The sequence below is a fragment of the Enterobacter sp. E12 genome (genome assembly GCF_014596715.2).
GTDB lineage: Bacteria > Pseudomonadota > Gammaproteobacteria > Enterobacterales > Enterobacteriaceae > Enterobacter > Enterobacter bugandensis.
The window spans coordinates 1,809,078-1,834,487 of sequence record NZ_CP115601.1 but is presented as its reverse complement, the minus strand read 5'-3'; the positions used below and the strand labels follow the sequence as shown (position 1 = coordinate 1,834,487).

General features: G+C 57.2%; 26 protein-coding genes. 10 read left to right on the top strand and 16 right to left on the bottom strand.

Annotation, left to right across the window (positions count from 1 at the left end; all coding sequences use genetic code 11):
* Positions 1 to 310: 310 nt before the first annotated feature.
* Positions 311 to 3,418 carry a ribonuclease E gene (rne, locus tag IB212_RS08675; protein WP_041910517.1) on the top strand — a complete coding sequence of 1,036 codons (3,108 nt, stop codon included), beginning with the start codon at positions 311 to 313 and terminating at the stop codon, positions 3,416 to 3,418.
* 41 nt (positions 3,419 to 3,459) lie between these two features.
* On the opposite strand, the gene IB212_RS08670 is transcribed toward rne, so the two are convergent.
* Entirely contained in the window at positions 3,460 to 4,398 is a 939-nt protein-coding gene (locus tag IB212_RS08670; protein ID WP_028012711.1) for a LysR family transcriptional regulator, read from the bottom strand.
* A 109-nt stretch (positions 4,399 to 4,507) separates the two neighbouring features.
* On the opposite strand from IB212_RS08670, the gene IB212_RS08665 reads away from it, so the two are divergent.
* Positions 4,508 to 5,722 carry an MFS transporter gene (locus IB212_RS08665; RefSeq protein ID WP_041910519.1) on the top strand — a complete coding sequence of 405 codons (1,215 nt, stop codon included), beginning with the start codon at positions 4,508 to 4,510 and terminating at the stop codon, positions 5,720 to 5,722.
* A 75-nt stretch (positions 5,723 to 5,797) separates the two neighbouring features.
* On the opposite strand, the gene flgL is transcribed toward IB212_RS08665, so the two are convergent.
* The 11 genes from flgL to flgB form a co-directional block, all read right to left on the bottom strand.
* A complete protein-coding gene (gene flgL / locus IB212_RS08660) occupies positions 5,798 to 6,751 on the bottom strand; it encodes a flagellar hook-associated protein FlgL (protein ID WP_041910520.1) in 954 nt (317 codons plus the stop codon).
* Positions 6,752 to 6,765: 14 nt separating this feature from the next.
* The gene (gene flgK, locus IB212_RS08655) at positions 6,766 to 8,406 is read right to left on the bottom strand and encodes a flagellar hook-associated protein FlgK (protein ID WP_041910521.1); all 1,641 of its coding nucleotides are present in this window, start codon (positions 8,404 to 8,406) and stop codon (positions 6,766 to 6,768) included.
* Positions 8,407 to 8,481: 75 nt separating this feature from the next.
* Positions 8,482 to 9,435 carry a flagellar assembly peptidoglycan hydrolase FlgJ gene (flgJ, locus tag IB212_RS08650; protein WP_041910522.1) on the bottom strand — a complete coding sequence of 318 codons (954 nt, stop codon included), beginning with the start codon at positions 9,433 to 9,435 and terminating at the stop codon, positions 8,482 to 8,484.
* Positions 9,435 to 10,526, bottom strand: coding sequence for a flagellar basal body P-ring protein FlgI (locus IB212_RS08645; protein ID WP_028012706.1), 1,092 nt, complete (start codon positions 10,524 to 10,526; stop codon positions 9,435 to 9,437). Before IB212_RS08645 ends, flgJ begins: the two co-directional genes overlap by 1 nt.
* 12 nt (positions 10,527 to 10,538) lie before the next feature.
* Positions 10,539 to 11,237 (bottom strand): flagellar basal body L-ring protein FlgH, encoded by a 699-nt coding sequence (flgH, locus tag IB212_RS08640; RefSeq protein WP_023311139.1) that lies wholly within the window; start codon positions 11,235 to 11,237, stop codon positions 10,539 to 10,541.
* A 57-nt stretch (positions 11,238 to 11,294) separates the two neighbouring features.
* Positions 11,295 to 12,077 carry a flagellar basal-body rod protein FlgG gene (gene flgG / locus IB212_RS08635; protein WP_000625853.1) on the bottom strand — a complete coding sequence of 261 codons (783 nt, stop codon included), beginning with the start codon at positions 12,075 to 12,077 and terminating at the stop codon, positions 11,295 to 11,297.
* Between the two features lie 11 nt (positions 12,078 to 12,088).
* Positions 12,089 to 12,844, bottom strand: a complete 756-nt coding sequence (locus tag IB212_RS08630) for a flagellar basal body rod protein FlgF (RefSeq protein ID WP_028012705.1) — start codon at positions 12,842 to 12,844, stop codon at positions 12,089 to 12,091.
* A gap of 20 nt (positions 12,845 to 12,864) precedes the next feature.
* Positions 12,865 to 14,073 carry a flagellar hook protein FlgE gene (flgE, locus tag IB212_RS08625; RefSeq protein ID WP_041910523.1) on the bottom strand — a complete coding sequence of 403 codons (1,209 nt, stop codon included), beginning with the start codon at positions 14,071 to 14,073 and terminating at the stop codon, positions 12,865 to 12,867.
* Between the two features lie 26 nt (positions 14,074 to 14,099).
* Positions 14,100 to 14,810, bottom strand: coding sequence for a flagellar hook assembly protein FlgD (flgD, locus tag IB212_RS08620; RefSeq protein ID WP_041910524.1), 711 nt, complete (start codon positions 14,808 to 14,810; stop codon positions 14,100 to 14,102).
* 11 nt (positions 14,811 to 14,821) lie between these two features.
* Positions 14,822 to 15,226, bottom strand: a complete 405-nt coding sequence (gene flgC, locus IB212_RS08615) for a flagellar basal body rod protein FlgC (protein WP_013097138.1) — start codon at positions 15,224 to 15,226, stop codon at positions 14,822 to 14,824.
* Between the two features lie 3 nt (positions 15,227 to 15,229).
* On the bottom strand, positions 15,230 to 15,646 hold the full coding sequence (gene flgB / locus IB212_RS08610) for a flagellar basal body rod protein FlgB (RefSeq protein ID WP_041910525.1): 417 nt from the start codon (positions 15,644 to 15,646) through the stop codon (positions 15,230 to 15,232).
* Positions 15,647 to 15,803: 157 nt separating this feature from the next.
* Between flgB and flgA the strand changes: the two genes are divergently transcribed.
* From flgA to flgN, 3 genes are all read left to right on the top strand, one after another.
* A complete protein-coding gene (flgA, locus tag IB212_RS08605) occupies positions 15,804 to 16,463 on the top strand; it encodes a flagellar basal body P-ring formation chaperone FlgA (RefSeq protein ID WP_041910526.1) in 660 nt (219 codons plus the stop codon).
* Between the two features lie 93 nt (positions 16,464 to 16,556).
* Positions 16,557 to 16,850 (top strand): flagellar biosynthesis anti-sigma factor FlgM, encoded by a 294-nt coding sequence (gene flgM, locus IB212_RS08600; RefSeq protein ID WP_014883360.1) that lies wholly within the window; start codon positions 16,557 to 16,559, stop codon positions 16,848 to 16,850.
* A gap of 4 nt (positions 16,851 to 16,854) precedes the next feature.
* The gene (gene flgN, locus IB212_RS08595; RefSeq protein WP_028012701.1) at positions 16,855 to 17,280 is read left to right on the top strand and encodes a flagella biosynthesis chaperone FlgN; all 426 of its coding nucleotides are present in this window, start codon (positions 16,855 to 16,857) and stop codon (positions 17,278 to 17,280) included.
* Positions 17,281 to 17,339: 59 nt separating this feature from the next.
* Here flgN and murJ read toward each other — a convergent pair whose 3' ends face one another.
* The 4 genes from murJ to rimJ form a co-directional block, all read right to left on the bottom strand.
* Positions 17,340 to 18,875, bottom strand: coding sequence for a murein biosynthesis integral membrane protein MurJ (murJ, locus tag IB212_RS08590; RefSeq protein ID WP_028012700.1), 1,536 nt, complete (start codon positions 18,873 to 18,875; stop codon positions 17,340 to 17,342).
* Positions 18,876 to 19,004: 129 nt separating this feature from the next.
* Entirely contained in the window at positions 19,005 to 19,928 is a 924-nt protein-coding gene (locus IB212_RS08585; RefSeq protein WP_041910527.1) for a Gfo/Idh/MocA family protein, read from the bottom strand.
* Between the two features lie 2 nt (positions 19,929 to 19,930).
* Positions 19,931 to 20,578 carry a YceH family protein gene (locus IB212_RS08580; protein ID WP_041910528.1) on the bottom strand — a complete coding sequence of 216 codons (648 nt, stop codon included), beginning with the start codon at positions 20,576 to 20,578 and terminating at the stop codon, positions 19,931 to 19,933.
* Between the two features lie 9 nt (positions 20,579 to 20,587).
* Positions 20,588 to 21,172, bottom strand: coding sequence for a ribosomal protein S5-alanine N-acetyltransferase (gene rimJ, locus IB212_RS08575; protein WP_013097146.1), 585 nt, complete (start codon positions 21,170 to 21,172; stop codon positions 20,588 to 20,590).
* Between the two features lie 236 nt (positions 21,173 to 21,408).
* On the opposite strand from rimJ, the gene mdtH reads away from it, so the two are divergent.
* The 5 genes from mdtH (at position 21,409) to bssS (ending at position 25,321) form a co-directional block, all read left to right on the top strand.
* The gene (gene mdtH, locus IB212_RS08570; RefSeq protein ID WP_047364272.1) at positions 21,409 to 22,617 is read left to right on the top strand and encodes a multidrug efflux MFS transporter MdtH; all 1,209 of its coding nucleotides are present in this window, start codon (positions 21,409 to 21,411) and stop codon (positions 22,615 to 22,617) included.
* A gap of 123 nt (positions 22,618 to 22,740) precedes the next feature.
* Positions 22,741 to 23,301: a lipoprotein gene (locus tag IB212_RS08565; protein WP_028012696.1), complete on the top strand. Its 561-nt coding sequence runs from the start codon at positions 22,741 to 22,743 to the stop codon at positions 23,299 to 23,301.
* 126 nt (positions 23,302 to 23,427) lie between these two features.
* Complete coding sequence (pyrC, locus tag IB212_RS08560) at positions 23,428 to 24,474, top strand: dihydroorotase (protein WP_028012695.1); 1,047 nt, start codon at positions 23,428 to 23,430, stop codon at positions 24,472 to 24,474.
* 74 nt (positions 24,475 to 24,548) lie between these two features.
* Positions 24,549 to 24,794, top strand: coding sequence for a DNA damage-inducible protein I (gene dinI / locus IB212_RS08555; RefSeq protein WP_028012694.1), 246 nt, complete (start codon positions 24,549 to 24,551; stop codon positions 24,792 to 24,794).
* A gap of 272 nt (positions 24,795 to 25,066) precedes the next feature.
* Positions 25,067 to 25,321 carry a biofilm formation regulator BssS gene (bssS, locus tag IB212_RS08550; RefSeq protein WP_023299782.1) on the top strand — a complete coding sequence of 85 codons (255 nt, stop codon included), beginning with the start codon at positions 25,067 to 25,069 and terminating at the stop codon, positions 25,319 to 25,321.
* Positions 25,322 to 25,410 lie beyond the last annotated feature (89 nt).

Sequence of the window (25,410 nt, the reverse complement as noted above, 5' to 3'; positions counted from 1 at the left end):
TTTGTCTGACCGATCATCCACGCAGCAATGGCGTAAGACGTATTGATCTTTCAGGCAGTTAGCGGGCTGCGGGTTGCAGTACTTCCCGGTATAAGGATTGTTCTCTGGAGAGTTCTACCCAGGCAATTCCCCTGATAATTGCGCTGTGTTTCCGTATGAAATACAGGCAACCGACACTCTGCGCCTCTTAAGCGAGCGACAACCGTGAGGTTGGCGACGTGAACAGACACGAGGCCATCGGTTCATACCCCGGAAAGCGTCACCTTGCCCGCAGCTTTGTCGTCAATGTAAGAATAACGAGTAAGTTACGATGAAAAGAATGTTAATCAACGCAACTCAGCAAGAAGAGTTGCGTGTCGCCCTTGTGGATGGGCAGCGCCTGTACGATCTGGATATCGAAAGTCCTGGACACGAACAGAAAAAAGCGAACATTTACAAAGGTAAAATCACCCGCATTGAACCAAGTCTTGAAGCTGCATTTGTCGATTACGGTGCTGAGCGTCATGGTTTCCTCCCTCTGAAAGAAATCGCCCGCGAATATTTCCCTGCAAACTACAACGCCCATGGCCGCCCAAACATCAAAGATGTTCTGCGTGAAGGTCAGGAAGTTATCGTTCAGATTGATAAAGAAGAGCGCGGCAACAAGGGTGCCGCACTGACCACCTTTATCAGCCTGGCGGGGAGCTATCTGGTGCTGATGCCAAACAACCCGCGCGCGGGGGGCATCTCTCGCCGTATCGAAGGTGATGACCGTACCGAGCTGAAAGAAGCGCTGGCCAGCCTTGAGCTGCCGGATGGCATGGGGCTTATCGTGCGTACCGCGGGCGTGGGCAAATCTGCCGAAGCGCTGCAGTGGGACCTGAGCTTCCGTCTGAAGCACTGGGAAGCTATCCAGAAAGCCGCAGAAAGCCGCCCTGCTCCGTTCCTGATCCATCAGGAAAGCAACGTTATCGTGCGTGCCTTCCGTGATTACCTGCGTCAGGACATCGGTGAGATTCTGATCGATAACCCGAAAGTGCTTGAGCTGGCTCGCCAGCACATCGCCGCGCTGGGTCGTCCGGATTTCACCAGCAAAATTAAACTGTACACCGGTGAAATCCCGCTGTTCAGCCATTATCAGATCGAATCCCAGATCGAGTCCGCCTTCCAGCGTGAAGTGCGCCTGCCGTCCGGCGGTTCTATCGTTATCGATACCACCGAAGCGCTGACCGCTATCGACATTAACTCCGCGCGTGCAACCCGTGGCGGGGACATCGAAGAGACGGCCTTCAACACCAACCTTGAAGCCGCTGATGAAATCGCCCGCCAGCTCCGCCTGCGCGACCTGGGCGGTCTGATTGTTATCGACTTCATCGACATGACCCCTGTTCGCCACCAGCGCGCGGTTGAAAACCGCCTGCGTGAAGCGGTGCGTCAGGATCGCGCGCGTATCCAGATTAGCCACATCTCGCGCTTCGGCCTGCTGGAGATGTCCCGCCAGCGTCTGAGCCCGTCGCTGGGTGAGTCCAGCCATCACGTCTGCCCGCGCTGCTCCGGCACCGGTACCGTGCGTGATAACGAATCTCTGTCTCTCTCTATCCTGCGTCTGATTGAAGAAGAAGCGCTGAAAGAGAACACCAAAGAGGTTCACGCCATTGTGCCTGTACCGATTGCCTCCTACCTGCTGAACGAAAAACGTGCAGCGGTCAGCGCAATCGAAGCGCGTCAGGGCGGCGTTCGCTGCATCATCGTGCCAAACGACCAGATGGAAACCCCGCACTATCACGTGCTGCGTGTCCGTAAGGGCGAAGAGACCAGCACCCTCAGCTACCTGTTGCCGAAGCTGCATGAAGAAGAGATGGCGCTGCCTTCCGATGAAGAACCTGCCGAGCGCAAACTGCCAGAGCAGCCTGCGTTAGCGACCTTCATTATGCCTGAAGCACCACCGGAAGCGGCGCTGGAAAAACCTGCAGCCAAACCGGCGGCGCAGAAACCAGAAGCAACGGCCGCGAAAGTCCAGCCGGCGCAACCGGGTCTGCTGAGCCGCTTCTTCGGCGCGCTGAAGAAGATGTTTGCGGGTGAAGAAGTTCAGCCAGAGCAGCCGAAAGAAGAACCTAAAGCAGCCAAACCTGAACGTCAGCAGGACCGTCGCAAGCGTCAGAACAACCGCCGCGATCGTAACGACCGCAGCGACCGTAACGAGCGTCGTGACAGCCGTTCAGACAGTAACGAAGGCCGTGAGCAGCGCGAAGACAACCGTCGCAACCGTCGCGAGAAACAGCAGCAGAATGTTGAAGATCGTGAAATTCGCCAGCAGGCGGGCGATGAGTCTGAGAAGAGCAAACAGCGCGACGAGCAGCAGCCACGCCGCGAACGCAACCGTCGTCGTAACGACGAGAAGCGTCAGGCGCAGCAGGAAGTTAAAAACCTGAACCGCGAAGAGCCCGCTGAGCAGCAGGACGGCGAGCAGGAAGAACGTACTCAGGTGATGCCTCGTCGTAAGCAGCGCCAGCTGTCACAGAAAGTGCGCGTTGGTGCGGCTCCGGTAGAAGAAACCACCGTTGTTGCGGCTGAAGCGGCAGAAACCGCAACAGGAACGCAGGTTGCAAAAGTTGACCTGCCAGCCGTCGTGGACAATAACGTTGAGCAGGATGAAAACGGTGAAAACCGTGACAACGCAGGTATGCCGCGTCGCTCCCGCCGTTCTCCGCGTCATCTGCGCGTGAGTGGCCAGCGTCGTCGTCGCTACCGTGACGAGCGTTATCCGACTCAGTCTCCAATGCCGTTGACCGTGGCGTGCGCGTCACCAGAAATGGCATCCGGCAAAGTCTGGATCCGTTATCCGGTCGCTCGCCTGGAGCAGGCTGTTGAAGAGCAGGCAGTGACCGAAGAGGTGATTGCTTCTGTAGCAGCGGTTGAAGATGCGGTGACCGAAGCAGCAACCGTGGTTGAACCTCAGGTTGTTGAAGCAGCAGAACCACACGCAGTGGACGTCGAAACCACCCATCCTGAAGTGATTGCCGCGCCGGTTGATGCCGCACCGCAGATTATCGCCGAAGAAGATGTCGTGGTGGCTGAGGAAGTCGCTGAAGAGGCTGAACCTGTAGCCGCAGTGGAAGAAGCCGCTGAAACCCTCGTCGAAACCACCACTGAAGAAATCGTTCAGGACGTTGAGATTCAGGTTGAACCGGTTGTTGAAGAAGCGAAAGCGCCTGAAGTGGAGCCAGAGCCGGTTAAGGTTGTTGCCGCTCCTGCGCCTGCTCACGTTGCGACAGCGCCGATGACGCGCGCTCCGGCACCAGAGTATGTGCCTGAAGCACCGCGTCACAGCGACTGGGTTCGCCCGGCGTTCAGCTTTGACGGTAAAGGCGCTGCAGGCGGCCACAGTGCAACACATCACGCGACTGCACCAGCGACGCGTCCGCAGTCTGTCGAATAACGACGCAGAAAGTAAAAAGCCGACCTTCGGGTCGGCTTTTTTTATGGCTGCTGCACGGGCTTTCTCATCCCGGTGACCTCCGGCATGATCTGCCGCATTAGCTCCAGAAATCGCCGCAAGCGCGCCGGATAATAGCGGGACCAGGGGTAAACCAGATGCACCGGTAACGCCGCCGGCTGCCACTCTGGCAGCAAATGTACCAGCCGACCTTCCCGGATATCATCCTGTACCGTCCAGCTGGATACTACCGCCACGCCAAGACCGGTGAGTGCCGTATTGCGTGCGACATACAGACTGTCGGTGCTCAGGCGTGGGGTAATTATCACGCGCGCGGTGGCGGATGATGCCTCGTGAAAAAGCTCCACATGGCGCTGGTAGAAAGAGCTGATGGCAATCCAGGGCAGCTGCTGCAGATCCTCCGGGGTGTTAACCGTCGGAAAGCGGTCCAGCAATGCCGGAGAAGCCACCACCGAGCGCGGCACTTCGGCCAGCAGCACGGACACGGTCGCCGGGTCGACTTCCATTCCCACCCGAATAGCGCAGTCAAGGTTGTCGCCCAGAAAATCAGCCGACCGATCGTTGAGCATCCACTCAATAGAAAGCTGCGGATAACGCTGTAGAAATTCGGTTAGTGGTTTCAGGAGCTGATCCTGACCAAACGCATGCGGTGCCCGCACCCGCAGCACGCCTACAGGTTCATCTTCCGTCTGCCCCACCTCATCTTCCAGCGCCAGCCAGCTGTCAATTACCCGACGGGCATGCTGATAGCAGCGCTCCCCGTCATCCGTCAGCCGCGTCGTGTGGGTGGTGCGCAACATCAGACGCACGCCCAGCATTGTCTCAAGCGACTGCAGCCGCCGGCTCACCGTGGCCTGGGTGGTGTCCAGCTGCCGTGCCGCCGCAGAAAGGGAACCCGCCTCCACAATGCGGACAAACGTCCGCATTAGCTCTACCCTGTCTATACGCTCAGCTCTTTTCATTTACTTTTCATCTATACGTTCAACGTATAAGCGTTTTACCACCGCGCCCGCTACCGCCGCAAGGCCTACTGATGAAAAATAGCCTCACACGATGAATGAGGAACGTCTTATGAACACAACAACCGCCGCCCATGCCGTAAGCCGCTGGGTAATCTTAATGCTGGCGCTCGGTGCAGGCTTCAGCGTGGCATCCATCTATTATGCCCAGCCTCTGCTGCCTCTGATGGGCGCCGACCTTCACCTGAGTATCGAAGGAATGGGCCTGGTCCCGACCCTCACCCAGGCGGGATATGCCTTAGGGATCCTGTTCCTGCTGCCGCTCGGCGATCGCCACGACCGCAGAACGTTAATCCTGATAAAGAGCGCAGCCCTGGCGCTGTTCCTGCTGGGCTGTAGCCTGACCGGACAGATCCACTCCCTGCTGCTGGCAAGCCTGCTCATCGGCATGGCCGCCACCATGGCGCAGGATATTGTCCCGGCTGCGGCAATCCTTGCCCCGGAAGGCAAACAGGGGAAAACCGTGGGTACGGTGATGACCGGTCTGCTGCTGGGCATTTTGCTCTCCCGAATCGTCAGCGGCGTGGTGGGCGAAGCGTTTGGCTGGCGCGTGATGTATCAACTGGCTGCGGGAAGTATTGCGTTTATCGGCGTGGTGATGTGGGCCGTACTCCCTCGTTTCGCCGTTCACTCCACGCTGAGCTATCCCGCTCTGCTGCGCTCGATGGAACATCTGTGGCGTCGCTATCCCGCTCTGCGCCGTGCCGCGCTGGCCCAGGGTTTTCTGTCGATAGCCTTTAGCGCCTTCTGGTCTACGCTTGCGGTCATGCTGCTGGAACGCTATCACCTCGGGAGTGCCGTCGCCGGTGGTTTTGGTATCGCAGGGGCAGCCGGTGCGTTGGCAGCCCCGCTGGCGGGCGGCCTGGCGGATAAACTGGGTGCCGGGAAAGTCACGCAACTTGGTGCCGTCCTTGTGACCGTCTCGTTTGCCCTGATGTTCCTGATGCCCGCCCTGGGAGTTCACGGACAGCTGATTCTGATTGCCGTCTCTGCTATCGGGTTCGATCTGGGCCTGCAGTCCAGCCTGGTCGCGCACCAGAATCTGGTTTACAGCCTTGAGCCACAGGCGCGGGGTCGTCTGAACGCCCTGCTCTTTACCGTGATCTTTATCGGCATGGCGTTGGGTTCCGCGTTAGGCAGCAATATTTACACGCTGGCTGGCTGGACGGGCGTGGTTGCGCTGGCAACGGTTTGCGGCATCATTGCGCTGGCAATCCGTATGATTGAAAGCGCGCGGGTCGCCTCGGCACCAGCAGAAATGGCATAAAAAAAATGCCCAATCCAGACGGATTGGGCAGTAAAACATGCCCAGTTTCAAGACATGTTCCAAGAGGTCAAGATGTTATTTGTTCAGTTGGAACAGAGACATGCCCTGCATATCGCTAAACGCTTTATAAGAGGCCTGCAGGGCCGCCTGCTGCATGGTGTAAGAGGAAATCGCTTCGTTCCAGTCCACGTCCACCAGGTCGCTCATCTGCTTAGTCTGACCCAGCGCGCGGTCGTCACCCAGGGTATCGAGTTTTTCCAGTTCGTTCAGCTTAGTACCCACATCCGCAACGACCGTCAGGACGTTGTTCTGAGCGTTTTTAATACCGATCTGCGCGTTGGAAATCACCTGGCCTTGCGCGGCGGCCGCGGCCGGATCGTTCTCAATCGGCGTCTTCAGCGAAGCAATGGCGGAATCAAGGATTTTAAACATGTTGGTATCGCCATACCCACCGCCCGGCAGCTCTTGTGCATTGCTGGTAATGCTCTCAAAGATCTGCTGGCCGGTATGGCTGATCGCCATGTTGCGCGCCGTATCGACCTGCTGAGTGATCGCCTCAGTACCACCATTGTAGGTGCCGGTTGCGGCATCAAACGGTGCACTCTCGGTTTTGTATCCCGCAAAGATAAAGCGACCATTGCCATCCGTCGTGTTAGCCAGGTTCATCAGCTGGTCACGGATCCCCTGGATATCGGTCGCCAGAGAGAGACGGTCGTCATCGCTTAAGGTGCCGTTTGACGCGTAGACCAGCTTCTCACGCACGCTTGATAACGCGGTGTTCACCTGGGTCAGCACGTTATCTTCCAGCGACACTTTTTGCGTGGCAAAGGTGCGCGCTAACGCGAACTGGCTGTTTTGAGACTGAGACTGTGACAGCACAATAGACTGTGAAGCCGCGATAGGATCGTCCGACGGACGGTTAACGCGCTTACCGGTGGACATTTGTTCACCGTAGCTCAGCCATCTGCTCTGGGAATCGGTGATCCCACGCATGTTCTGTTCGTACATCATCTGGGTGCTAATACGCATTTTTCACCTCAACCTTAACGAATGTTGATAATTGCATCGAAGAGCGTACTGGCAGTCTGAAGCACCTGCGCGTTGGCGAGGTAATACTGCTGATAACGCTGCAGGTTGCCATACTCTTCGTCGAGGTTGACCCCAGAGATGCTCTGCTGCTGCTTGGTTAACTGCGTTTCCACGTTGGCTTTTGTCTGGCTGCTCACCTTCAGTGAGGCAGTGGTGCTCCCGACGGTGCTGACGAGCGAAGCGTACGCATCGTTGAAGGTTTTGTTTCCGCCAACCACTTTGCTGTTTTGCAGATCGAGCATTTTCTGCCCGTTGCGGTTGTCACTCTCACCGCCGTTCTGCACCGCAGCCATGGCCAGTTTGGACTCGTCGCTGATGGACAATTCCATATTCATGATGACATCGGCCACGGGCTTCACGGTAAAGCTGTCTTTGGTATTTGCCGAACCGCTGACGTTCACGTTGAGGCCATCAAACGACAGATTACCGCTGGCATCCGGGCTCATTGTAAAGCTGGTCTTGTCCGAGGCACGGGTGATGGTCCAGTCGGTGCCGTTAAACTGCAGCGTATAGTCCGTTGCCTGAACTTTGGTGCTGTCCGCAACGGTGGCAGTGATCGCCGCCGTGCCGCTATTCTTGCTGTTGGAAAGCACGGCCGGAGAACCAAAGTCGAACAGCTTACCGCCCGCATCGCCATTGGCATCAAAACCGGCCTCATGCTGTTTGTTCATCGCATCAGCAAAGGCCAGCGCCATCTGGTTCAGGGTGTTACGAGCTTTATCCAGATCTTCAGCACGGAACGTCAGCAAACCGCCTAACGAACCGGTCGTGATCGTCTTTTCCGGGATCTCGACATTACCCACCACGTCATCAACGTAGGCGATAGTGGTACGGGACGGATCGGCGCTGGACTTCACGGCCGCCAGCTGGTTAGCTTTGCTGCCCTGCACCAGGCTGTAACCATTGCCGAAAGAGATGTTATACGTGCCGCTATCCTGCACAGAGACTTCCACGCCCACGATTTTGTTCAGCTCAGTGACGAGCTGATCGCGCTGGTCGAGCAAATCATTCGGGGATGCGCCCGCGCCAACGCCGGTCAGACGGGAGATCTGATCGTTCAGGTTGGCAATCTGTTTGGCGTAGTTGTTGATCTGCGACACGCTGGTTGAAATCGCGGTATTCACCTGCGAATCCTGATCGCGGAGATACTGATCGTTGGTTTTGAACTGATTGACCAGGCCGCTCGCTTTTCCCAGCACCGTCTGACGCGCAGCCGGGTCTTCCGCGTTGCTCACCAGCGTTTGCAGGCTCTTAAAGAAATCCTGCAGAGTGGTGGAAAGCGAGTTGGTGGTATCGGAGAGCACATCGTCAATTTTTGACATCTGCTGATAGCGCGTGGTCAGGCCGCTGCTTTGGGTCTGCGCGGCGCGCAGCTGGTTGGTGATGAAAGCGTCATATTCACGCTGGACACCGGAGACATACACCCCGTTACCCACCCAGCCACCGCCGGTCAGCGTGCTGTTAGATGCACCCAGCACCGTCGTCTGGCGGGTGTAACCTGCCACGTTATAGCTTGAAATATTATTACTGACGGTATTGAGTGCCGACTGCGCGGCACTGAGGCCACTCATGGCGCTGTTAATCAAACTGGACATGGGGGTTCCTTTTATACGTTCAGACACGAGTCCTGATGAAGGTTATCGGCAACCTCCACCGGGACTTGAGAACTTTCAGAACAGATTTTCGATATCTGTGCTATAGGCTTTGCTGACCTTCTCGCCCATGGATTTCAGCTGCTGGATCATGCTGGTAAGCTTGCGCGCGTAGTTCGGGTCGGTCGCGTATCCCGCGTTTTGCAGGGCCTGAGCGCCCTGCTCCGCCGTTGCCGCCTGCGTAACGGCGGTATAACGCGGATTTCGGCTCAGCAGGCCTACATAATCGGATAAGGCTTCCAGATACGAGCTGTAAACGCGGAATTTGGCTTTCACCTTCACCGCCGCGCCGTTCTCGTATTCCGTAGTCGTGATCTCGGTGGTCGGCCCCTTCCAGCTGGAGGTGGCCTTCACGCCGAAGATGTTGAAGCTCGGGTCGCCGTTTTCCTTGCGGATCTGGCGCTGGCCCCAGCCCGACTCCAGCGCGGCCTGGGCCAGAATCAGGTGGTGAGGCACGCCGCTCTGTTCACTGGCAAGCCGTGCTGGCAGAGAAAGCTGCGCCAGGAAGTCTTTGCTGTCACCGGAGAGCGCCTCGTCGCCGCTGCCCGTTGCCTTCGGTATCGCTTTACGCACCATCTGCGTCAGCGCCTGGTTCTGATAACTGGTCACCGTTTCGAGGTCGAACTTCATCGGCACCTGCGGCGGCTGCTCTTCTGGCTGAACACCCTGTGCGGCGGCGGTCTGTTTGACAATCATGTCAGCCAGACCGAGGCCTTTACCGGCGGTCATCTGCTGCGCAATCTGCTGGTCATACATGCTGGTGTAGAGACGCGTTGAATCGCTGCTGAACATCCCGTCTTTCGGCAGGGTTTCGCGCATGCTTTTCAGCATCATCTGTACAAACATCCCTTCCACCTGGCGGGCAACCGGGCGGATATTCGCCGCCGGGTCTTTACCTGCTTTGGCTTTCAGTTCGTTGAGCGACTGGGCGTCCCAGGCGGCACTGGTCAACAGTTTGCTATCGGTCAGCATCAGATGATTTCCAGTTTGGCGCGCAGGCAGCCCGCGCTTTGCATGGATTGCAGAATGGACATAAGATCCATCGGCGTCGCGCCCAGGGCGTTCAGGGCACGCACCACGCTGTTCAGGTTGGCGCTGGAGCGCACGCTCTGCAGGGAACCGCCGCTCTGGCGTAAATCAATCTGCGTTTGCGGCGTCACTACCGTCTGGCCGCCACCAAATGGTGTATCCGGCTGGCTGACGTTGGCGGAACGGTTAACCGTCACCGACAGGTTACCCTGCGCCACGGCACAGCTATCCAGCGACACTTCCCGATTCATCACCACGGAGCCCGTACGGGAGTTGATGATCACTTTGGCATCCTGCACCGGCACGTTCACTTCCAGATTCTGGATATCCGCCAGCATGCGCACCTGGTTGCTGCTGCCGGTGGAGGTGCGGATCTGCACGGTACGCGCATCCAGTGCCGTGGCATTGCCATAGCTGCGGTTGATGGTGTCGGCAATCTGCTGCGCCATCGTGAAGTCTTCATTATTCAGCTGCAGGTTGATGGTGTTGCCCGCGCCAAACTGGGTCGGCAGTTCACGCTCGATGATCGCACCGTTGGTGATGCGCCCGCCGTTCAGCTGGTTCACCTGTACGCTGCTTCCACCAGCGGATGCGCCTGCCCCGCCGACCAGGATGTTCCCCTGCGCCAGCGCGTAGACCTGGCTGTCGACGCCTTTCAGCGGGGTCATCAGCAGCGTACCGCCGCGCAGGCTTTTGGCGTTACCCATTGAGGAGACCACCACGTCAATGGTCTGCCCCTGGCGCGCAAACGCCGGGTAGGAGGCAGTGACCATAACCGCGGCCACGTTTTTTAGCTGCATGTTGGTTCCCGCCGGCACGGTAATGCCGAGCTGGGAAAGCATGTTGTTTAAGCTTTGGGTGGTAAACGGCGTCTGGGTGGTCTGGTCACCGGTACCGTCCAGCCCCACCACCAGGCCATAGCCAATCAGCGAGTTCCCGCGGACGCCCTGAACGCTGGTGAGATCGCGAATGCGGTCGGCCTGGGCAAACGTTGCGACAAGAACCAGCGCCGCGGCGAAGATCGATTTAAACATGGGTCACCTCGCTTACATCGGCGATAAATTAAGGAAGAAGCGCTGCAGCCAACCCATATTCTGCGCTTCATTAATGTAGCCGTTGCCGACGTACTCAATGCGCGCATCCGCCACCTGGGTGGACGGAACGGTGTTAGTGCCGCTGATGGTGCGTGGATTCACCACGCCCGAGAAGCGAATGAATTCAGTGCCCTGGTTAATGGCGATCTGTTTTTCACCCACGACGTGTAAATTGCCGTTAACCAGCACCTGGTCAACCGTGACCGTCAGCGTACCGCTGAAGGTGTTGCTGGCGTTCGCGCCACCTTTACCGTTAAAGGTATTGCCGCCGGAGGCCTCAACATCCGCACGGGCATTGCCGAACAGGCCCTGCAGATAGCGTGGAACGGTGTCAAAGCCAAAATTGGTTTTGCCATCGCGGCTGGCGTTCGCCGACGAGCTCTTGCTCGCGCTGACGTTTTCCTGCAGCACAATGGTCAATGTATCGCCGACATTACGCGGGCGGCGATCTTCAAACAGCGGCTGGTAGCCGTAGTTAATCGGCTGCGCGGTCTGGAAAATGGAGCCGTTTACAACTGGCGCAGGGCCAGGAACGGGTTGGGCAGTCGTCGCACCCTGGACCAATGGTTTAGACGGGATCAAAGCGCACCCGCTGAGGGTGACGGCCAGAACAGTCAGTATCGGATAACGAAACGCCGCGTTTTTTTGCATTGCCTTCATCTTCGAAAACAGGGAGCCGGTGCGGGGTTTACCGCACCGGGCTACACCTTAGAGTTGCGTCAGTTTCTGCAGCATCTGATCGGTCGTCGAGACTGCTTTACTGTTAATTTCATACGCGCGCTGGACCTGGATCATATTCACCAGCTCTTCCGCCACGTTCACGTTGGAGGTTTCAACATACCCCTGATACAGCAGACCGGCACCGTTCAGGCCTGGCGTACTTTCATTTGGCGTACCGGAGGATTGCGTTTCGGTGTAGAGGTTCTCACCAATGCTTTCCAGACCGGTATCGTTCATGAAGGTGGTCAGGTTGAGCTGGCCGACCTGGACCGGCGCGGCCTGCCCCTGCTGGGTCACGCTCACGATGCCGTCGCGGCCGATGGTAATGCTCAGGGCGTTCGCCGGAATGGTGATCGCAGGCTGAACCTGGAAACCGCCCGCCGTCACCAGCTGACCGTTCTGATCGACCTGGAAGGAACCGTCACGGGTGTAGGCAGAGGTCCCGTCAGGCAGCTGCACCTGGAAGAAGCCCTGGCCTTTGATCGCCACGTCTTTGCTGTTGTTGGTCTGAGACAGGTTGCCCTGGCTGTGCAGACGCTCGGTCGCCACCGGGCGAACGCCGGTACCGATCTGCAGGCCTGACGGCAGCGTCGTCTGTTCAGAAGACTGCGCGCCCGGCTGGCGGATGGTTTGATAAAGCAAATCTTCGAAAACGGCGCGCTGACGCTTGAAACCATTGGTGCTCACGTTTGCCAGGTTGTTGGCAATCACATCCATGTTGGTTTGCTGCGCGTCCAGGCCAGTTTTCGCGATCCATAAAGAACTGATCATAAAGAGTCCTGTTAACTCATCGACAGAAGTTGGTTAGCCTTGCCCGCGTTTTCGTCCACGCTGCTGATAATTTTCATCTGCATTTCAAAACGACGGGCGCTGGCGATCATGTCGCTCATGGCGGCTACCGGCTTAACGTTGCTGCCTTCCAGAACGCCGGACATCACGCGGATGCTCGGATCGGCCTGTAATGTGGCACCACGGGTAGCCTGAGCTGCCTGGGTCAGACGGAACATGCCGTCGTCGCCGCGCTGCACCTCTTTGCCTTCCGCTTTGACCAGCTTCAGACGCCCGACGGGGGCAACGGTGTTGGCCGGATCGCCCGGGTTCAGCGCCGAGATGGTGCCGTCCGCGGCGATGGTCAGCTCAGAGCCTTCCGGCACGGTCAGCGGGCCCGCTTCACCCATCACCGGATGCCCCTGAATCGTCAGCTGGCCGGTCGCGCTGACCTGGATATTCCCGTTACGGGTATAGCCTTCACCACCGTCCGCCGTTTGCACCGCCAGCCAGCCGTCCTGCTGCAGAGCAACGTCCAGCGGGCGTGAGGTGTAATCCATCTGCCCTGGCGTCATGTCTGCGCCCGGGGTGGATGCCGCCACCAGCGTACGGGTCGGCAGGGAGAGCCCCTCCACCGGCACCGCGCGCAGCGCATTCAGCTGCGCGCGGAAGCCCGGCGTAGAGGCGTTTGCCAGGTTGCTGGCGGTAACGGCCTGCTGGCTGAGCGTCTGACTTGCCGCGCCCATCGCGGTATATATTGCGTGATCCATTGCGCTTTCCTGTTAGCCGCTTAACGCAGGTTAACCAGCGTGTTGAGGATCTGATCCTGGGTCTTGATGGTCTGCGCGTTCGACTGATAGTTACGCTGCGCGACAATCATGTTCACCAGTTCTTTACTCAGGTCCACGTTAGAGGCTTCCAGCGCGCCGTTGGTCAGCGTGCCGAAGTTACCGGAGCCCGCGGTGCCCAGCAGGGCAACACCGGAAGACTGCGTGGCAGACCAGACGTTATCCCCTTCGGACTTCAGGCCTTCGTTGTTGGCGAAGTTTGCCAGCACGATCTGGCCCAGCACCTGAGTCTGCTCGTTGGAGTAGTTCCCGACGACGGTGCCGTCATCATTAATCTGATAGCTGACCAGATCGCCCGGCTTGAAGCCGTTCTGGTTGGTCGCCACGATATTGTTCGCACCGGTGTTCTGCTGCATGGAGTTAGCAAAACTCATCGCGAAGGTCGCCGGGTCCGCACCTGGGATAGTCGCGGTAGTGATGTTGATGTTTCCACCCCCGATCAACGTACCGTTATTATCGAAGGTCAAGGTCGTGGCCACTGCCGCCGCGCTGCCTGCCACGCTGCCGTCCTGGGCATACACTTTCCAGGAGTTAGCAGGGGTTGCATCTTTGACGTAAAACAGGTTCATGTTGTGCGCATTACCCTGGCTATCAAAGACGGTTACGGTACCTTTTTTGTTGTAGGTATCCGGGTTGGCCGGATCGAAGGCGGCGGTTGGTGCAGCATCGGTGGAGTTGAGGTTAATCTGCTGGGAAGCCGTGGTGGTGGACTTCGCGGCCATCAGCGTGGTCGGGATATTAATCGCCTGTGGATTCGCACCGGTCTGAACCGTTGATGGCGTTCCGGCAACCGGATACCCCGTTAATTGCATCCCCTGCATGTTCACCAGGTTACGGTTTTCGTCCAGCTTGAACTGGCCGTTACGGCTGTAGAACACCGAGCCGTTTGCATCGACCATACGGAAGAAACCGTTCTGGCTGATGGCAACGTCCAGGCCACGACCGGTGTTGGTGGTGGTACCGTCAGTAAAGTCCTGAGTGATGCCCGCAACTTTTACGCCCAGACCCACTTTGGAACCGGCAAACATATCTGCAAAAGACGCAGAACCGGATTTGAAACCATAGGTCGCGGAGTTGGCGATGTTGTTGCCAATGACGTCCAGGTTGGTGGCCGCAGCATTCAGGCCGCTGACCGCTTGAGAAAAGGCCATGACTTACTCCTGATAAGTGTTAAGGCTTAGATAATCTGCCGAACTTCGTCGAGTGTGGTGGTACCGGAAGTACCCAAATCCAGTTTGTTGCCGTCGCCCCCTTTAATCACGCCCTGAACCAGCGCGAACTGCAGCGGCTGCGCCACCAGTTGGGTCGTCCCGTTGCTGGCGCTAATCGCGACTTTGTAGGAGCCATTTGGTGCTTTCGTGCCGTCGGTCAGGCTGCCATCCCAGGTAAAGGTGTGAACGCCCGCTTTCAGCTCGCCGATGTCGATGGTGCGAACCACGGCGCCGGTTGAGTCGGTGATCGTCGCCGTCACTTTGTCAGCCGCCTGCTGCAATTCAACGCCGAACGGCGTCGTGGTGGTGGTCGATGTACCGTCGGTGGTGCTGGTGCCCGCCAGGATCGTGGTCCCCGGGATCATCACGCCGTGACCAATCAGGCTTGCCGCCTGCAGGGACTGAGCGCTGTTAATCTGACCGGAGACGGAACCGAGGGTGGTGTTCAGTTTCTCAATGCCGCTCACGGTACTGATCTGCGCAAGCTGCGTGGTCAGTTCGTTGTTCTGCATTGGGTTAGTCGGATCCTGGTTCTTAAGCTGCGCCACCAGCAGCGTCAGAAAACTGCTCTGCAAATCGGAGGCATTGCTTCCCGTCAGGGAGCTGGAGCTTGTCGAACTTTTGGTGTTGTTAACACCCGTGTTCGTCGGATCATTCACATTTACGGCGATGGACATGCATGTCTCCTTTACTGGCCGAGAGTGAGTGTTTTGAGCATCATGCTCTTCACGGTATTAAGCACTTCGACGTTCGCCTGGTAGCTACGGGACGCCGACATGGAGTTCACCATCTCGCCTACCACATCCACGTTTGGCATCTTCACGTATCCGTTAGCGTCCGCGAGCGGGTTACCTGGCTCATACACCAGCTTGTCCGGCGCCTGGCTCTCAACCACGTCAGACACCTTCACGCCGCCCGTTGCCGCGCCTGGCGCAGCGTCGACCTGAAACACAACCTGTTTGGCACGATAAGGCTGTCCGTCAGGTCCGGTCACGCTGTCGGCGTTCGCCAGGTTACTGGCGGCCACGTTCAGACGTTTGGACTGGGCGGTTAACGCCGAGCCGGCGATATCAAAAATATTCAGCAAGGCCATTTATCAGTTGCCCCCCTGCAGGACGTTCATCATGCCTTTGATTTGTCCGCCGAGTACGGTCAGGCCCGTCTGGTATTTCAGGCTGTTATCGGCAAACTGCGTACGCTCCCGGTCCATATCCACGGTGTTACCGTCGAGTGAAGGCTGGTCAGGGATGCGATAAAGTAAATCGGTCACTGGCGCGGTCATCGCCTGAGCGGGAATATGGCGAGAGGATGTCATGGCGAGTGCAACACCGGTCCCTTCGGCACGTCCACGCTCCATCACCTTTTTGAGCTCACTGGAAAAATCAATATCGCGCGCCTGATAACCGGGCGTATCGGCGTTAGCGATGTTGGCGGCTAAAATCTCCTGCCGCTGGGCGCGTAAATTGAGCGCTTCCTGCTGAAAACGTAACGCGGCGTCGAGTTTATCGAGCATGTCTCCTCCGCTGATGGCAAAATTTCAGTTCACAGCTTAAATCTCACCCGGTCTCCCCTATCGACGGAATAAGCACAAAATGCGTCGCTATTTATTCCGTTGATGCAAAACCACTGCAGGTAGAATTCATCCAACTCTGGAAACGGTGGAACTTGCGATGCAAACGTTAAAACGTGGCCTGATGGCAACTTTCTTGCTGTTTAGCCCTCTGGTGAATGCCGGGGATTTACAGGATGCGCTGACGAATTTTTTTGCCCAGAAGCTGGCGGGCTTTAGCGATGACGTTAACGTGACCATCCGCACGCCGCCGAATCTGTATCCGACCTGCGAGCAACCGTCATTCAGCGTGACGGGGACCACGAAGCTGTGGGGCAATGTGAACGTCCTGGCACGCTGCGCCAACGAAAAACGCTATTTACAGGTTGCAGTTCAGGCGACGGGCAATTATGTTGTCGCCGCCGTCCCCATTGTGCGTGGCAGCGCGCTGCAGGCAAACAGCGTGACGTTAAAGCGCGGGCGTCTGGATCAGCTCCCGCCGCGGACAATGCTGGACATTAACCAGGCACAGAACGCCGTCAGCCTGCGCGATGTCGCGCCGGGCCAACCGATTCAGCTCTCCATGCTGCGCCAGGCGTGGCGTGTCAAAGCGGGACAGCAGGTGATGGTCGTTGCCAACGGAGACGGCTTTAGCATCAACAGTGAAGGGAAAGCGTTAAACAATGCCGCGGTAGCGCAAAACGCCCGCGTCAGAATGTCCTCAGGCCAGGTGGTGAGCGGAACCGTCGATTCTGATGGGAATATTCTGATTAACCTATAATCTTTTTAAAGATTTCGCGGCGCGTGCCGATAAATATTCCACTAATGATGATGTCAGGCGCAAACGCCGCGAACCCTCGATGAGGACAACACTATGAGCATTGATCGTACATCAGCCCTGAAGCCGGTAAGCGCTGTACAGCCTCGCGAAACGAACGACGCTACCCCTCAGAAAACGCGTCTGGAAAAACCGTCAACGTCTAACAGCACCAGCGTGACCCTGAGCGATGCCCAGGCAAAACTGATGCAGCCAGGCAGCAACGATATCAATATGGAACGTGTTGAAGCGCTGAAAACGGCTATTCGCAACGGTGAGCTGAAAATGGACACCAGCAAAATTGCTGATGCCCTGATTCAGGAAGCACAGAGTTTCTTACAGAGTAACTAACCGTATGAGTCGACTGTCAGAAATACTGGATCAAATGACGGTTGTCCTGAACGACCTGAAAACGGTAATGGATGCTGAACAACAACATCTCTCTTCCGGTCACATTAACGGCAGCGCGCTGCAGCGTATTACTGAAGATAAGAGTTCGCTGCTGGCCACGCTGGATTATCTGGAGCAGCAGCGCCGCGCCGAGCAGGACTCGAAGCGCAGCGCCAATGACGATATTGCCGAGCGCTGGCAGACCATTACCGAAAAAACCCAGCATCTGCGCGATCTCAACCAGCATAACGGCTGGCTGCTTGAAGGCCAGATAGAGCGTAATCAGCAGGCGCTTGAGGTGCTGAAGCCGCATAAAGAAACCGGACTGTACGGCGCGGATGGTCAGACGGCGACGGCACGTATTGCGGGTGTAAAAAAGATTTCGATTTGACGCGTAAGCGACAAATCTTGCAGTGGGGAGCACCCTGAGGTGAACTCCCCTTTTGGCGTTTATGCCGTCCGGCGGGTAAACTCTTTCACTTTGAAGCCCAGCACGGCGAGCGTGGCAAAATACGCTACCACCCCAACGCCCACCACGGCCATCAGCCGCATCAGACGATAAGGCATCGTGCCCAGAGACCACTCCGGCATGACGTACATCATCCCGATGAGTGCCGCAGACATCACCAGCACCGCCACGACCAAACGCACGAGGAAACTTGCCCACCCCGGCTGCGGCGTAAAGATATCCTGCTTGCGCAGCTGCCAGTAAAGCAGCCCGGCATTCAGACAGGCCGCCAGACCAATAGACAGCGACAGGCCGGCATGCTTCAGCGGGCCGATAAATGCCAGGTTCATCAGCTGCGTCATAATCAGCGTTACAATGGCAATTTTCACCGGCGTTTTGATGTCCTGACGCGAGTAAAAGCCCGGCGCCAGCACTTTGACGACAATCAGCCCCATCAATCCCACCGAGTAAGCGACCAGCGCGCGCTGGGTCATCGCGGCGTCAAACGCAGTGAATTTCCCGTACTGGAACAGCGACACCGTCAGCGGCTTGGCGAGGATCCCCAGCGCTACCGCGCTTGGCAGGGCCAGCAGGAAGCAAAGACGCAGGCCCCAGTCCATCAGGCGGCAGTATTCGTCATGGTTGCCGCTGGCAAAGCTTTTCGACAGCGACGGCAGCAGGATGGTCCCCAGCGCCACGCCCAGCACGCCGGACGGGAACTCCATCAGGCGGTCAGCGTAGTACATCCACGAGACGGAACCCGACACCAGGAAAGAGGCAAAGATGGTGTTGATGATAAGCGAGATCTGGCTGACGGAGACGCCAAGAATGGCGGGCCCCATCTGCTTGATAACGCGCATCGCCCCGGCATCTTTCAGGTTGATGCGCGGCAGCACCAGCATGCCGATTTTCTTCAGATGCGGCAGTTGATAAGCCAGCTGCAGCACGCCGCCCACGGTGACCGCCCAGGCCAGGGCCAGCACCGGCGGGTTGAAGTGCGGCGCGGCGAACAGCGCAAAACCGATCATGCTGACGTTGAGAAACGTCGGCGCAAACGCCGGAACGGAGAAACGGTTCCAGGTGTTCAGGATCGCCCCCACCAGCGAGGCCAGCGAGATCAGCAGAATATAGGGGAAGGTAATGCGCAGAAGCTGCGAGGTCAGGGCAAATTTATCCGCCGTGTCGGCAAAGCCGGGCGCGGTCACCATAATGACCCAGGGCGCGGCCAGCATACCGACTACCGTCACCACGGCCAGCGCCAGCGTCAGCAACCCGGAGACATAAGAGACAAACACGCGCGTCGCGTCTTCACCCTGCTTGCTTTTATATTCCGCCAGAATGGGCACAAACGCCTGGGAGAACGCTCCTTCAGCAAAAATGCGACGCAGCAGGTTCGGCAGTTTGAACGCCACGAAAAAGGCGTCCGTTGCCATCCCTGCACCAAAGACCCTTGCCACAATGGCATCGCGCGCAAAACCGAGAACGCGAGAGAACATGGTCATCGAGCTGACGGCCGCCAGCGATTTTAATAAGTTCATTAACGTGAATTTCCAGAACCATACGGATTTATAGACCGGGAACGCACAAGCGCCACCCGGCAAAGCCAACAAGCGGCGCTTAGTCTAACCCGATTTCAACGAATTACTATCCGCAGATGTTACAGCGAGTTATTCACTCATGGCCTCGCGCCAGAGCCGTTCCACAATGCGCTGAGCCAGAATGGCCTGCTCGCCGGACGTTTCAGGAACCGTCTGATTTTGCACGCAGGTGATAAAGTGGCGGGCACATCCTGCGAAACCTCGTTGCTCCAGAGTGCTTTGCCAGCCGGGGACCGGCTGCATCACCACGCCGCTGCCCTTCTCTTCACGCCATTCACGCATGTCGGTAACGTCGTACAGCGCGCCGTCGGCTACCGCCTGCACGGATTCCCGCTGGCTGCCCGCGCGGCGGTGCATGCTGGTGGTGACCTGAAGATGCTCAACGGCAAAATGGTGTTCCGCATAGACCATCTGCCCCTGTTCGTTGGTGACAAGAGTGCCGCTTTTCAGCAGCGCCTCGCCGTTAGTCAGCCACAGCGCGGTGTCCACCACGTGGAGGTAGTCATCGAGAAGGGTAAAGCGCAGATCGTTCGGCCCCACGCTGTCGGTGCGGTGCTTATCCATGCGCAGCGAGGCCATATTGCCGGACTGCGCCTTCAGCTGCTGGTAAAGCGGCGCGAAGCGGCGGTTGAAACCGACCATCAGCGTCAGTTTTTTACGTGCCGCCAGCTCAATCAGCCGTTCAGCGTCCTGAACATTTTCCGCCAGCGGTTTATCCACGCAGACGTGAACCCCCGCATTGAGCAACTCGCTCACCACCTGATAGTGGGTTGCCGTTGAGGTATGCACAAAGACCGCATCGCACTCGCGGGCCAGATCCTGGAGCGATGCCGCATACGGGATACGCCAGGTTTCACAGATACGTTCTGCCTTTTCTCGGGTGGGTGACCATGCCCCTTGCAGCGTCCAGTCTGACGCAGCGCCCAATACGGGCAGCCAGGCTTTCTGCGCAATACCGCCCAGCCCCACCACGCCAATGCGTAATTTTTTCACCGTTAGTCTCCCAAATGTGCCAGCAGTGCATCCAGACGCTGTTTCAGCCCGGCCACCTCGTCTTCCAGCGCCTCTACGCGCGCGGCAAGGTCGTCACGGGTTGCAGGGCTCGATTCCGTCGCCGCGCTTGCGGCGTCAACGTCGCCGCTGAAGAGATGCATGTAGCGGCTCTCACGTTTACCCGGCTCGCGCGCCAGGCGCACCACGTAAGGGCCATCCTCACGCGCGGCCAGCCCTTCCAGGGTCTGCTCGACTTCCTGCATGTCGCTGAACTCATGCATTCGGGAAGCGCGCGTTCGCAGTTCCCCCGGCGTTTGCGCCCCGCGCAGCAGCAGTGTGGTAATAACCGCCACTTCCGCGCTGCTCAGTTTCAGATCGCCAAATTCGGAGTTACAGAAGCGCTGCTCGTATTTGGTCACGCGGTTGCCGAAGCCGCTGACGGTGCGCAGATAGTGGCGCTTCACCAGCGCATCCAGCACGTCCTGAACCTCATGCTCGCTGAGATTCATCACCGGCTCGCGGTTGGTCTTCTGGTTGCAGGCCATGGTCACGGCGTTAACAGAGAGCGGATACTGCTCCGGCGTGGTGACCTGTTTTTCGAGTAAGCACCCAATCACGCGCGCTTCCGTACCGTTTAGCTGATACTTCATCTTTTCTCCTTAACGACCTGCGGTCCAGTCACGGGTGGTTAATGCCGTCAGAACGTGGTCGCGCCACTCTCCGTCTATCAGCAGATAGTCTTTGGCATAACCCTCTTTCTCAAACCCTAAACGCGCCAGCAAATTCCCGCTGCGCTGATTATGCGGCATGTAGTTCGCCATAATGCGATGGATATGCTGCGTGCGTTGCATATAGCGGATGGCTACCGTTAACGCCTCGTACATCAGTCCCTGCCCCTGCCATTTCTGGCCGATGGAATAGCCAAGGTAGCAGGCGTGAAACGATCCCCGCACCACGTTTGAAAAATTGGCGATCCCGATAATCTCTTTCTCTTCTGGATCCAGCAGCGCGAAATAAAACGCGCTGCCCTGCTTATGAAATTCAGCGATCATGCTGAGGCGTGCCTGCCAGCCGGAGGGGTAACAATGGCTCTCATCCCGAACGGGTTCCCAGGGTTTTAAAAACTGGCGATTCTCGGCGTAATAATCCGCCAGACGCCAGGCATCACGCTCATGCACAAGACGAACGACCAGCCTGTCCGTTGTCAGACGCACTTTTGGCACATTACTGCGATAGCCAAACATCAATACCACTCCTTCCCGTCACTTCAGCTTACCCATTAGCTTTACTATACCTGCGCCCGTGCCGTCTGTGAAAACAGTGACATACCATTTTGACCTCTTTTCACATTTTTCGATGAGAACTCTCTATCAAAGCACCGTTTTGATAAAAAAATATTGTCGCGCCCGGGGGTGGGAAAAAACGCGGCGACACCGCAGAATGTTAGCGTGCTCACCTTCTTATTTTCCCTGGAGGGAAAATGTCCCGCGTATCACAGGCCAGGAGCCTGGGTAAATATTTCCTGCTCGTCGATAACATGCTGGTCGTGCTCGGCTTTTTTGTCGTGTTCCCCCTCATCTCTATCCGCTTTGTCGATCAAATGGGCTGGGCGGCATTAATGGTTGGGATTGCCCTGGGGCTACGTCAGTTTGTCCAGCAGGGGCTGGGCGTCTTTGGCGGCGCGATCGCTGACCGCTTTGGCGCTAAACCGATGATCGTTACCGGGATGCTGCTCCGCGCGGCAGGCTTTGCCACGATGGCGGTCGCCCAGGAGCCGTGGCTGCTGTGGTTCTCCTGCTTTCTCTCCGGTATCGGGGGCACCCTGTTTGACCCGCCGCGCACCGCGCTGGTGGTAAAGCTGATTCGTCCTCAGCACCGCGGACGTTTCTTCTCCATTCTGATGATGCAGGACAGCGCCGGGGCGGTTGTTGGCGCCCTGCTGGGCAGTTGGCTGCTGCAGTACGATTTCCGTCTGGTTTGCGCGGCCGGGGCGGTGCTGTTTATTCTGTGCGCCCTGTTTAACGGCCTCTACCTTCCGGCCTGGAAGCTGTCGACGGTAAAAGCCCCGGTGCGCGAGGGGCTAGGACGCGTCCTGCGCGACAGGCGTTTTGTCACCTACGTGTTGACCCTGACCGGCTATTACATGCTCGCCGTACAGGTGATGCTGATGCTGCCAATCATGGTGAACGATATTGCGGGCACGCCTGCTGCCGTAAAATGGATGTACGCCATCGAAGCCTGCCTGTCATTAACGCTGCTTTATCCGATTGCCCGCTGGAGTGAACGGCGTTTTCGCCTGGAGCATCGCCTGATGGCAGGCCTGTTTCTGATGACGCTGAGCATGATGCCGATCGGTCTGGTAAACACGCTTCAGCAGCTTTTTACGCTGATCTGCACCTTCTATATCGGCTCCATCATCGCCGAGCCCGCCCGCGAAACGCTGAGCGCCTCGCTTGCGGATGCGCGTGCGCGCGGCAGCTATATGGGCTTCAGCCGCCTGGGTCTGGCCTTTGGCGGTGCGCTGGGTTACGCCGGCGGCGGCTGGCTGTTCGATGCCGGCAAAGCGCTGAACCAGCCGGAACTCCCCTGGATGATGCTCGGCGTGGTAGGCATCATGACGCTTCTCGCCCTGTGGTGGCAGTTCAGCCAGAAGCGCAGCGCGAGCGGCATGCTCGAGCCTGGCGCGTAGCCTTTCCCTCGGGCGGGAGCCTCTCCCGCCCCACTTCTCAGTTTTTTCTGCTGGTTTCTGCCCATTCACGCTGACATACTGGCGTAACAGGACAGAAGCGCCGATTTTTCGTTGAGGAGCACTATGAAGAAAATTGTCTTAGCCGCGGCATTCGTTGTCAGCGGTCTGCTGGTCGGCTGTAACCAGCTTACGCAATATACCGTCAGTGAGCAGGAAATTAATCAGGCGCTGGAAAAACATAACAATTTCTCTAAAGACATTGGCGTGCCGGGGCTGGCCGATGCCCACATCGTGCTCACCAATCTCACCAGCCAGATTGGTCGCGAAGAGCCGAATAAAGTCACTCTCGCAGGCGATGCCGCGCTTGATATGACGTCCCTTTTTGGCAATCAGAAAGCCAACATCAAGCTCAAGCTGAAGGCGCTCCCCGTTTTCAACAAAGAGAAAGGGGCGATATTCCTGCAGGAGATGGAAGTGGTCGATGCGCAGGTTTCGCCGGACAAAATGGCGCCGGTACTGCAAACCCTGATGCCCTATCTGAACCAGTCGCTGCGAAACTACTTTAACCAGCAGCCGGCGTACGTCTTAAGCGAAGACAACAGCAAGGGTGAAGCCCTCGCGAAGAAATACGCAAAAGGGATAGAGGTGAAACCGGGAGAGATCGTTATTCCTTTCACCGATTAACCTGAAGGGCGCTGCGGCGCCCTTTTTTTTACGGAAAAGTGTGCAAACGAAAACGTTTCCGCTTATGATTTGTGTCCGGCAAAAACAGCCATCCTTATGACTGATTCCTGACAAGCCGGAGCTTCCATGACTGCACAACCCCAGGTTCTTAAAATCCGCCGCCCAGACGACTGGCATATCCATCTGCGCGATGGCGATATGCTGAAAACCGTCGTGCCCTATACCAGTGAAATTTATGGCCGCGCGATTGTCATGCCAAACCTGGTTCCGCCAGTCACCACCGTCGATGCCGCCATTGCCTACCGTCAGCGCATTCTGGATGCCGTTCCGGCGGGACATGATTTCACCCCGTTGATGACCTGCTACCTGACCGATTCACTGGATCCGAACGAAGTGGAACGCGGGTTTAACGAAGGCGTATTTACGGCGGCGAAACTCTACCCGGCGAACGCCACCACCAACTCCAGCCACGGCGTCACCAGTATTGATGCCATCATGCCGGTGCTGGAGCGCATGCAGAAACTGGGCATGCCGCTGCTGGTACACGGTGAAGTAACGCATGCGGAGATTGACATCTTCGACCGTGAAGCCCGTTTTATCGAAACCGTGATGGAGCCCCTGCGCCAGCGCCTGCCGGCGCTTAAGGTGGTCTTTGAGCATATCACCACCAAAGACGCGGCAGAGTATGTTCGCGACGGTAACGAGCTGATCGCTGCGACCATTACCCCCCAGCATCTGATGTTTAACCGTAACCATATGCTGGTGGGCGGGGTGCGCCCTCACCTGTACTGCCTGCCGATCCTCAAGCGCAACGTTCACCAGCAGGCGCTGCGCGAACTGGTCGCCAGCGGATTCACGCGTGCGTTCCTGGGCACAGACTCCGCGCCTCACGCCCGCCATCGCAAAGAGGCAAGCTGCGGCTGCGCGGGCTGTTTCAACGCCCCAACGGCGCTTGCCAGCTACGCAACCGTATTTGAAGAGATGAACGCGCTGGAACATTTCGAAGCGTTCTGCTCCCTCAACGGCCCGCGCTTCTACGGCCTGCCGGTCAATGACACCTTCATTGAGCTGGAGCGCAAAGCGAGCCAGGTTGAGGAGTCTATCGCGCTGACGGATGACACGCTGATCCCCTTCCTGGCAGGTGAAACCGTAAGCTGGACGGTAAAACGCTAAAAAATCAACGCCCCTTGTTGTCAAACCGATAATATGCCTGTATAAATAAACAGTATATTACACAGGGGGCATTTATGCGTATTGAAGTCACCATAGCCAAAACTACCGTTCTGCCTGCCGGCGCGCTTGACGCTCTGGCAGGCGAATTATCCCGTCGTATTAACAACACCTTTCCCGACAACGCGGGCGCCGTAACGGTGCGTTACGCCGCAGCGAACAACCTCTCCGTCATGGGTGCCGCAAAAGAAGATAAAGATCGCATCAGCGAAATCCTGCAGGAAACGTGGGAAAGCGCAGATGACTGGTTCATTACCGATTAACACTGCTCCCTCATTGTGTTTTTTGCCGGGTCGCCCCGGCTTTTTTTTGCCTGTAATTTCGAAAGTTCAAATTAATTCAGCGTGTTCTTAAAAAATCGTGAACGAGATGGTGTTTTATTGTTCGAACAATCCTAAAAAGCAGAAAAATGTGTTGCTACCTGTTTATTTTTCCCTTTGGAACCCTTATTACTTGGTATACTGAAGAAGCTTTCAGAAAAACATGCATTGAACCTCAGAGCCGTTGTCTTCTAACACGCATTAAGGGGGTTATAATGGAAAAGAATAACGAAGTCATCCAGACCCATCCGCTTGTAGGCTGGGATATCAGTACCGTAGATAGCTACGATGCACTGATGCTGCGTTTGCACTACCAGACCCCAAATCAACTCAACCGTGACGAAGCGGAAGTGGGACAGACGCTGTGGCTAACAACAGACGTCGCCCGTCAGTTTATTTCTATTTTAGAGGCAGGCATTGCAAAAATAGAATCTGGCGACTATCAGGAAAATGAGTATAAACGGCACTAACCTTATGCCCACTTTTCACTCAACAGGCACCCTCGCGGTGCCTTATTTATTTCCCGCTTGTTTACGCCCGCGTTGTTAATTACTCTGCT

Excerpts from the sequence above, each read along its gene's own strand:
- flgJ (WP_041910522.1), bottom strand. The coding sequence starts at position 9,435 with ATGCTGACCGATAGCAAACTGTTGACCAGTGCCGCCTGGGACGCCCAG.
- flgM (WP_014883360.1), top strand. The coding sequence starts at position 16,557 with ATGAGCATTGATCGTACATCAGCCCTGAAGCCGGTAAGCGCTGTACAG.
- IB212_RS08580 (WP_041910528.1), bottom strand. The coding sequence starts at position 20,578 with ATGAAGTATCAGCTAAACGGTACGGAAGCGCGCGTGATTGGGTGCTTA.
- flgE (WP_041910523.1), bottom strand. The coding sequence starts at position 14,073 with ATGGCCTTTTCTCAAGCGGTCAGCGGCCTGAATGCTGCGGCCACCAAC.
- mdtH (WP_047364272.1), top strand. The coding sequence starts at position 21,409 with ATGTCCCGCGTATCACAGGCCAGGAGCCTGGGTAAATATTTCCTGCTC.
- murJ (WP_028012700.1), bottom strand. The coding sequence starts at position 18,875 with ATGAACTTATTAAAATCGCTGGCGGCCGTCAGCTCGATGACCATGTTC.
- flgG (WP_000625853.1), bottom strand. The coding sequence starts at position 12,077 with ATGATCAGTTCTTTATGGATCGCGAAAACTGGCCTGGACGCGCAGCAA.
- pyrC (WP_028012695.1), top strand. The coding sequence starts at position 23,428 with ATGACTGCACAACCCCAGGTTCTTAAAATCCGCCGCCCAGACGACTGG.
- IB212_RS08565 (WP_028012696.1), top strand. The coding sequence starts at position 22,741 with ATGAAGAAAATTGTCTTAGCCGCGGCATTCGTTGTCAGCGGTCTGCTG.
- IB212_RS08645 (WP_028012706.1), bottom strand. The coding sequence starts at position 10,526 with ATGTTTAAATCGATCTTCGCCGCGGCGCTGGTTCTTGTCGCAACGTTT.
- rne (WP_041910517.1), top strand. The coding sequence starts at position 311 with ATGAAAAGAATGTTAATCAACGCAACTCAGCAAGAAGAGTTGCGTGTC.
- dinI (WP_028012694.1), top strand. The coding sequence starts at position 24,549 with ATGCGTATTGAAGTCACCATAGCCAAAACTACCGTTCTGCCTGCCGGC.
- flgD (WP_041910524.1), bottom strand. The coding sequence starts at position 14,810 with ATGTCCATCGCCGTAAATGTGAATGATCCGACGAACACGGGTGTTAAC.
- flgA (WP_041910526.1), top strand. The coding sequence starts at position 15,804 with ATGCAAACGTTAAAACGTGGCCTGATGGCAACTTTCTTGCTGTTTAGC.
- flgN (WP_028012701.1), top strand. The coding sequence starts at position 16,855 with ATGAGTCGACTGTCAGAAATACTGGATCAAATGACGGTTGTCCTGAAC.
- IB212_RS08665 (WP_041910519.1), top strand. The coding sequence starts at position 4,508 with ATGAACACAACAACCGCCGCCCATGCCGTAAGCCGCTGGGTAATCTTA.
- rimJ (WP_013097146.1), bottom strand. The coding sequence starts at position 21,172 with ATGTTTGGCTATCGCAGTAATGTGCCAAAAGTGCGTCTGACAACGGAC.
- flgK (WP_041910521.1), bottom strand. The coding sequence starts at position 8,406 with ATGTCCAGTTTGATTAACAGCGCCATGAGTGGCCTCAGTGCCGCGCAG.
- IB212_RS08630 (WP_028012705.1), bottom strand. The coding sequence starts at position 12,844 with ATGGATCACGCAATATATACCGCGATGGGCGCGGCAAGTCAGACGCTC.
- flgC (WP_013097138.1), bottom strand. The coding sequence starts at position 15,226 with ATGGCCTTGCTGAATATTTTTGATATCGCCGGCTCGGCGTTAACCGCC.
- flgB (WP_041910525.1), bottom strand. The coding sequence starts at position 15,646 with ATGCTCGATAAACTCGACGCCGCGTTACGTTTTCAGCAGGAAGCGCTC.
- flgL (WP_041910520.1), bottom strand. The coding sequence starts at position 6,751 with ATGCGTATTAGCACCCAGATGATGTACGAACAGAACATGCGTGGGATC.
- bssS (WP_023299782.1), top strand. The coding sequence starts at position 25,067 with ATGGAAAAGAATAACGAAGTCATCCAGACCCATCCGCTTGTAGGCTGG.
- IB212_RS08670 (WP_028012711.1), bottom strand. The coding sequence starts at position 4,398 with ATGAAAAGAGCTGAGCGTATAGACAGGGTAGAGCTAATGCGGACGTTT.
- flgH (WP_023311139.1), bottom strand. The coding sequence starts at position 11,237 with ATGCAAAAAAACGCGGCGTTTCGTTATCCGATACTGACTGTTCTGGCC.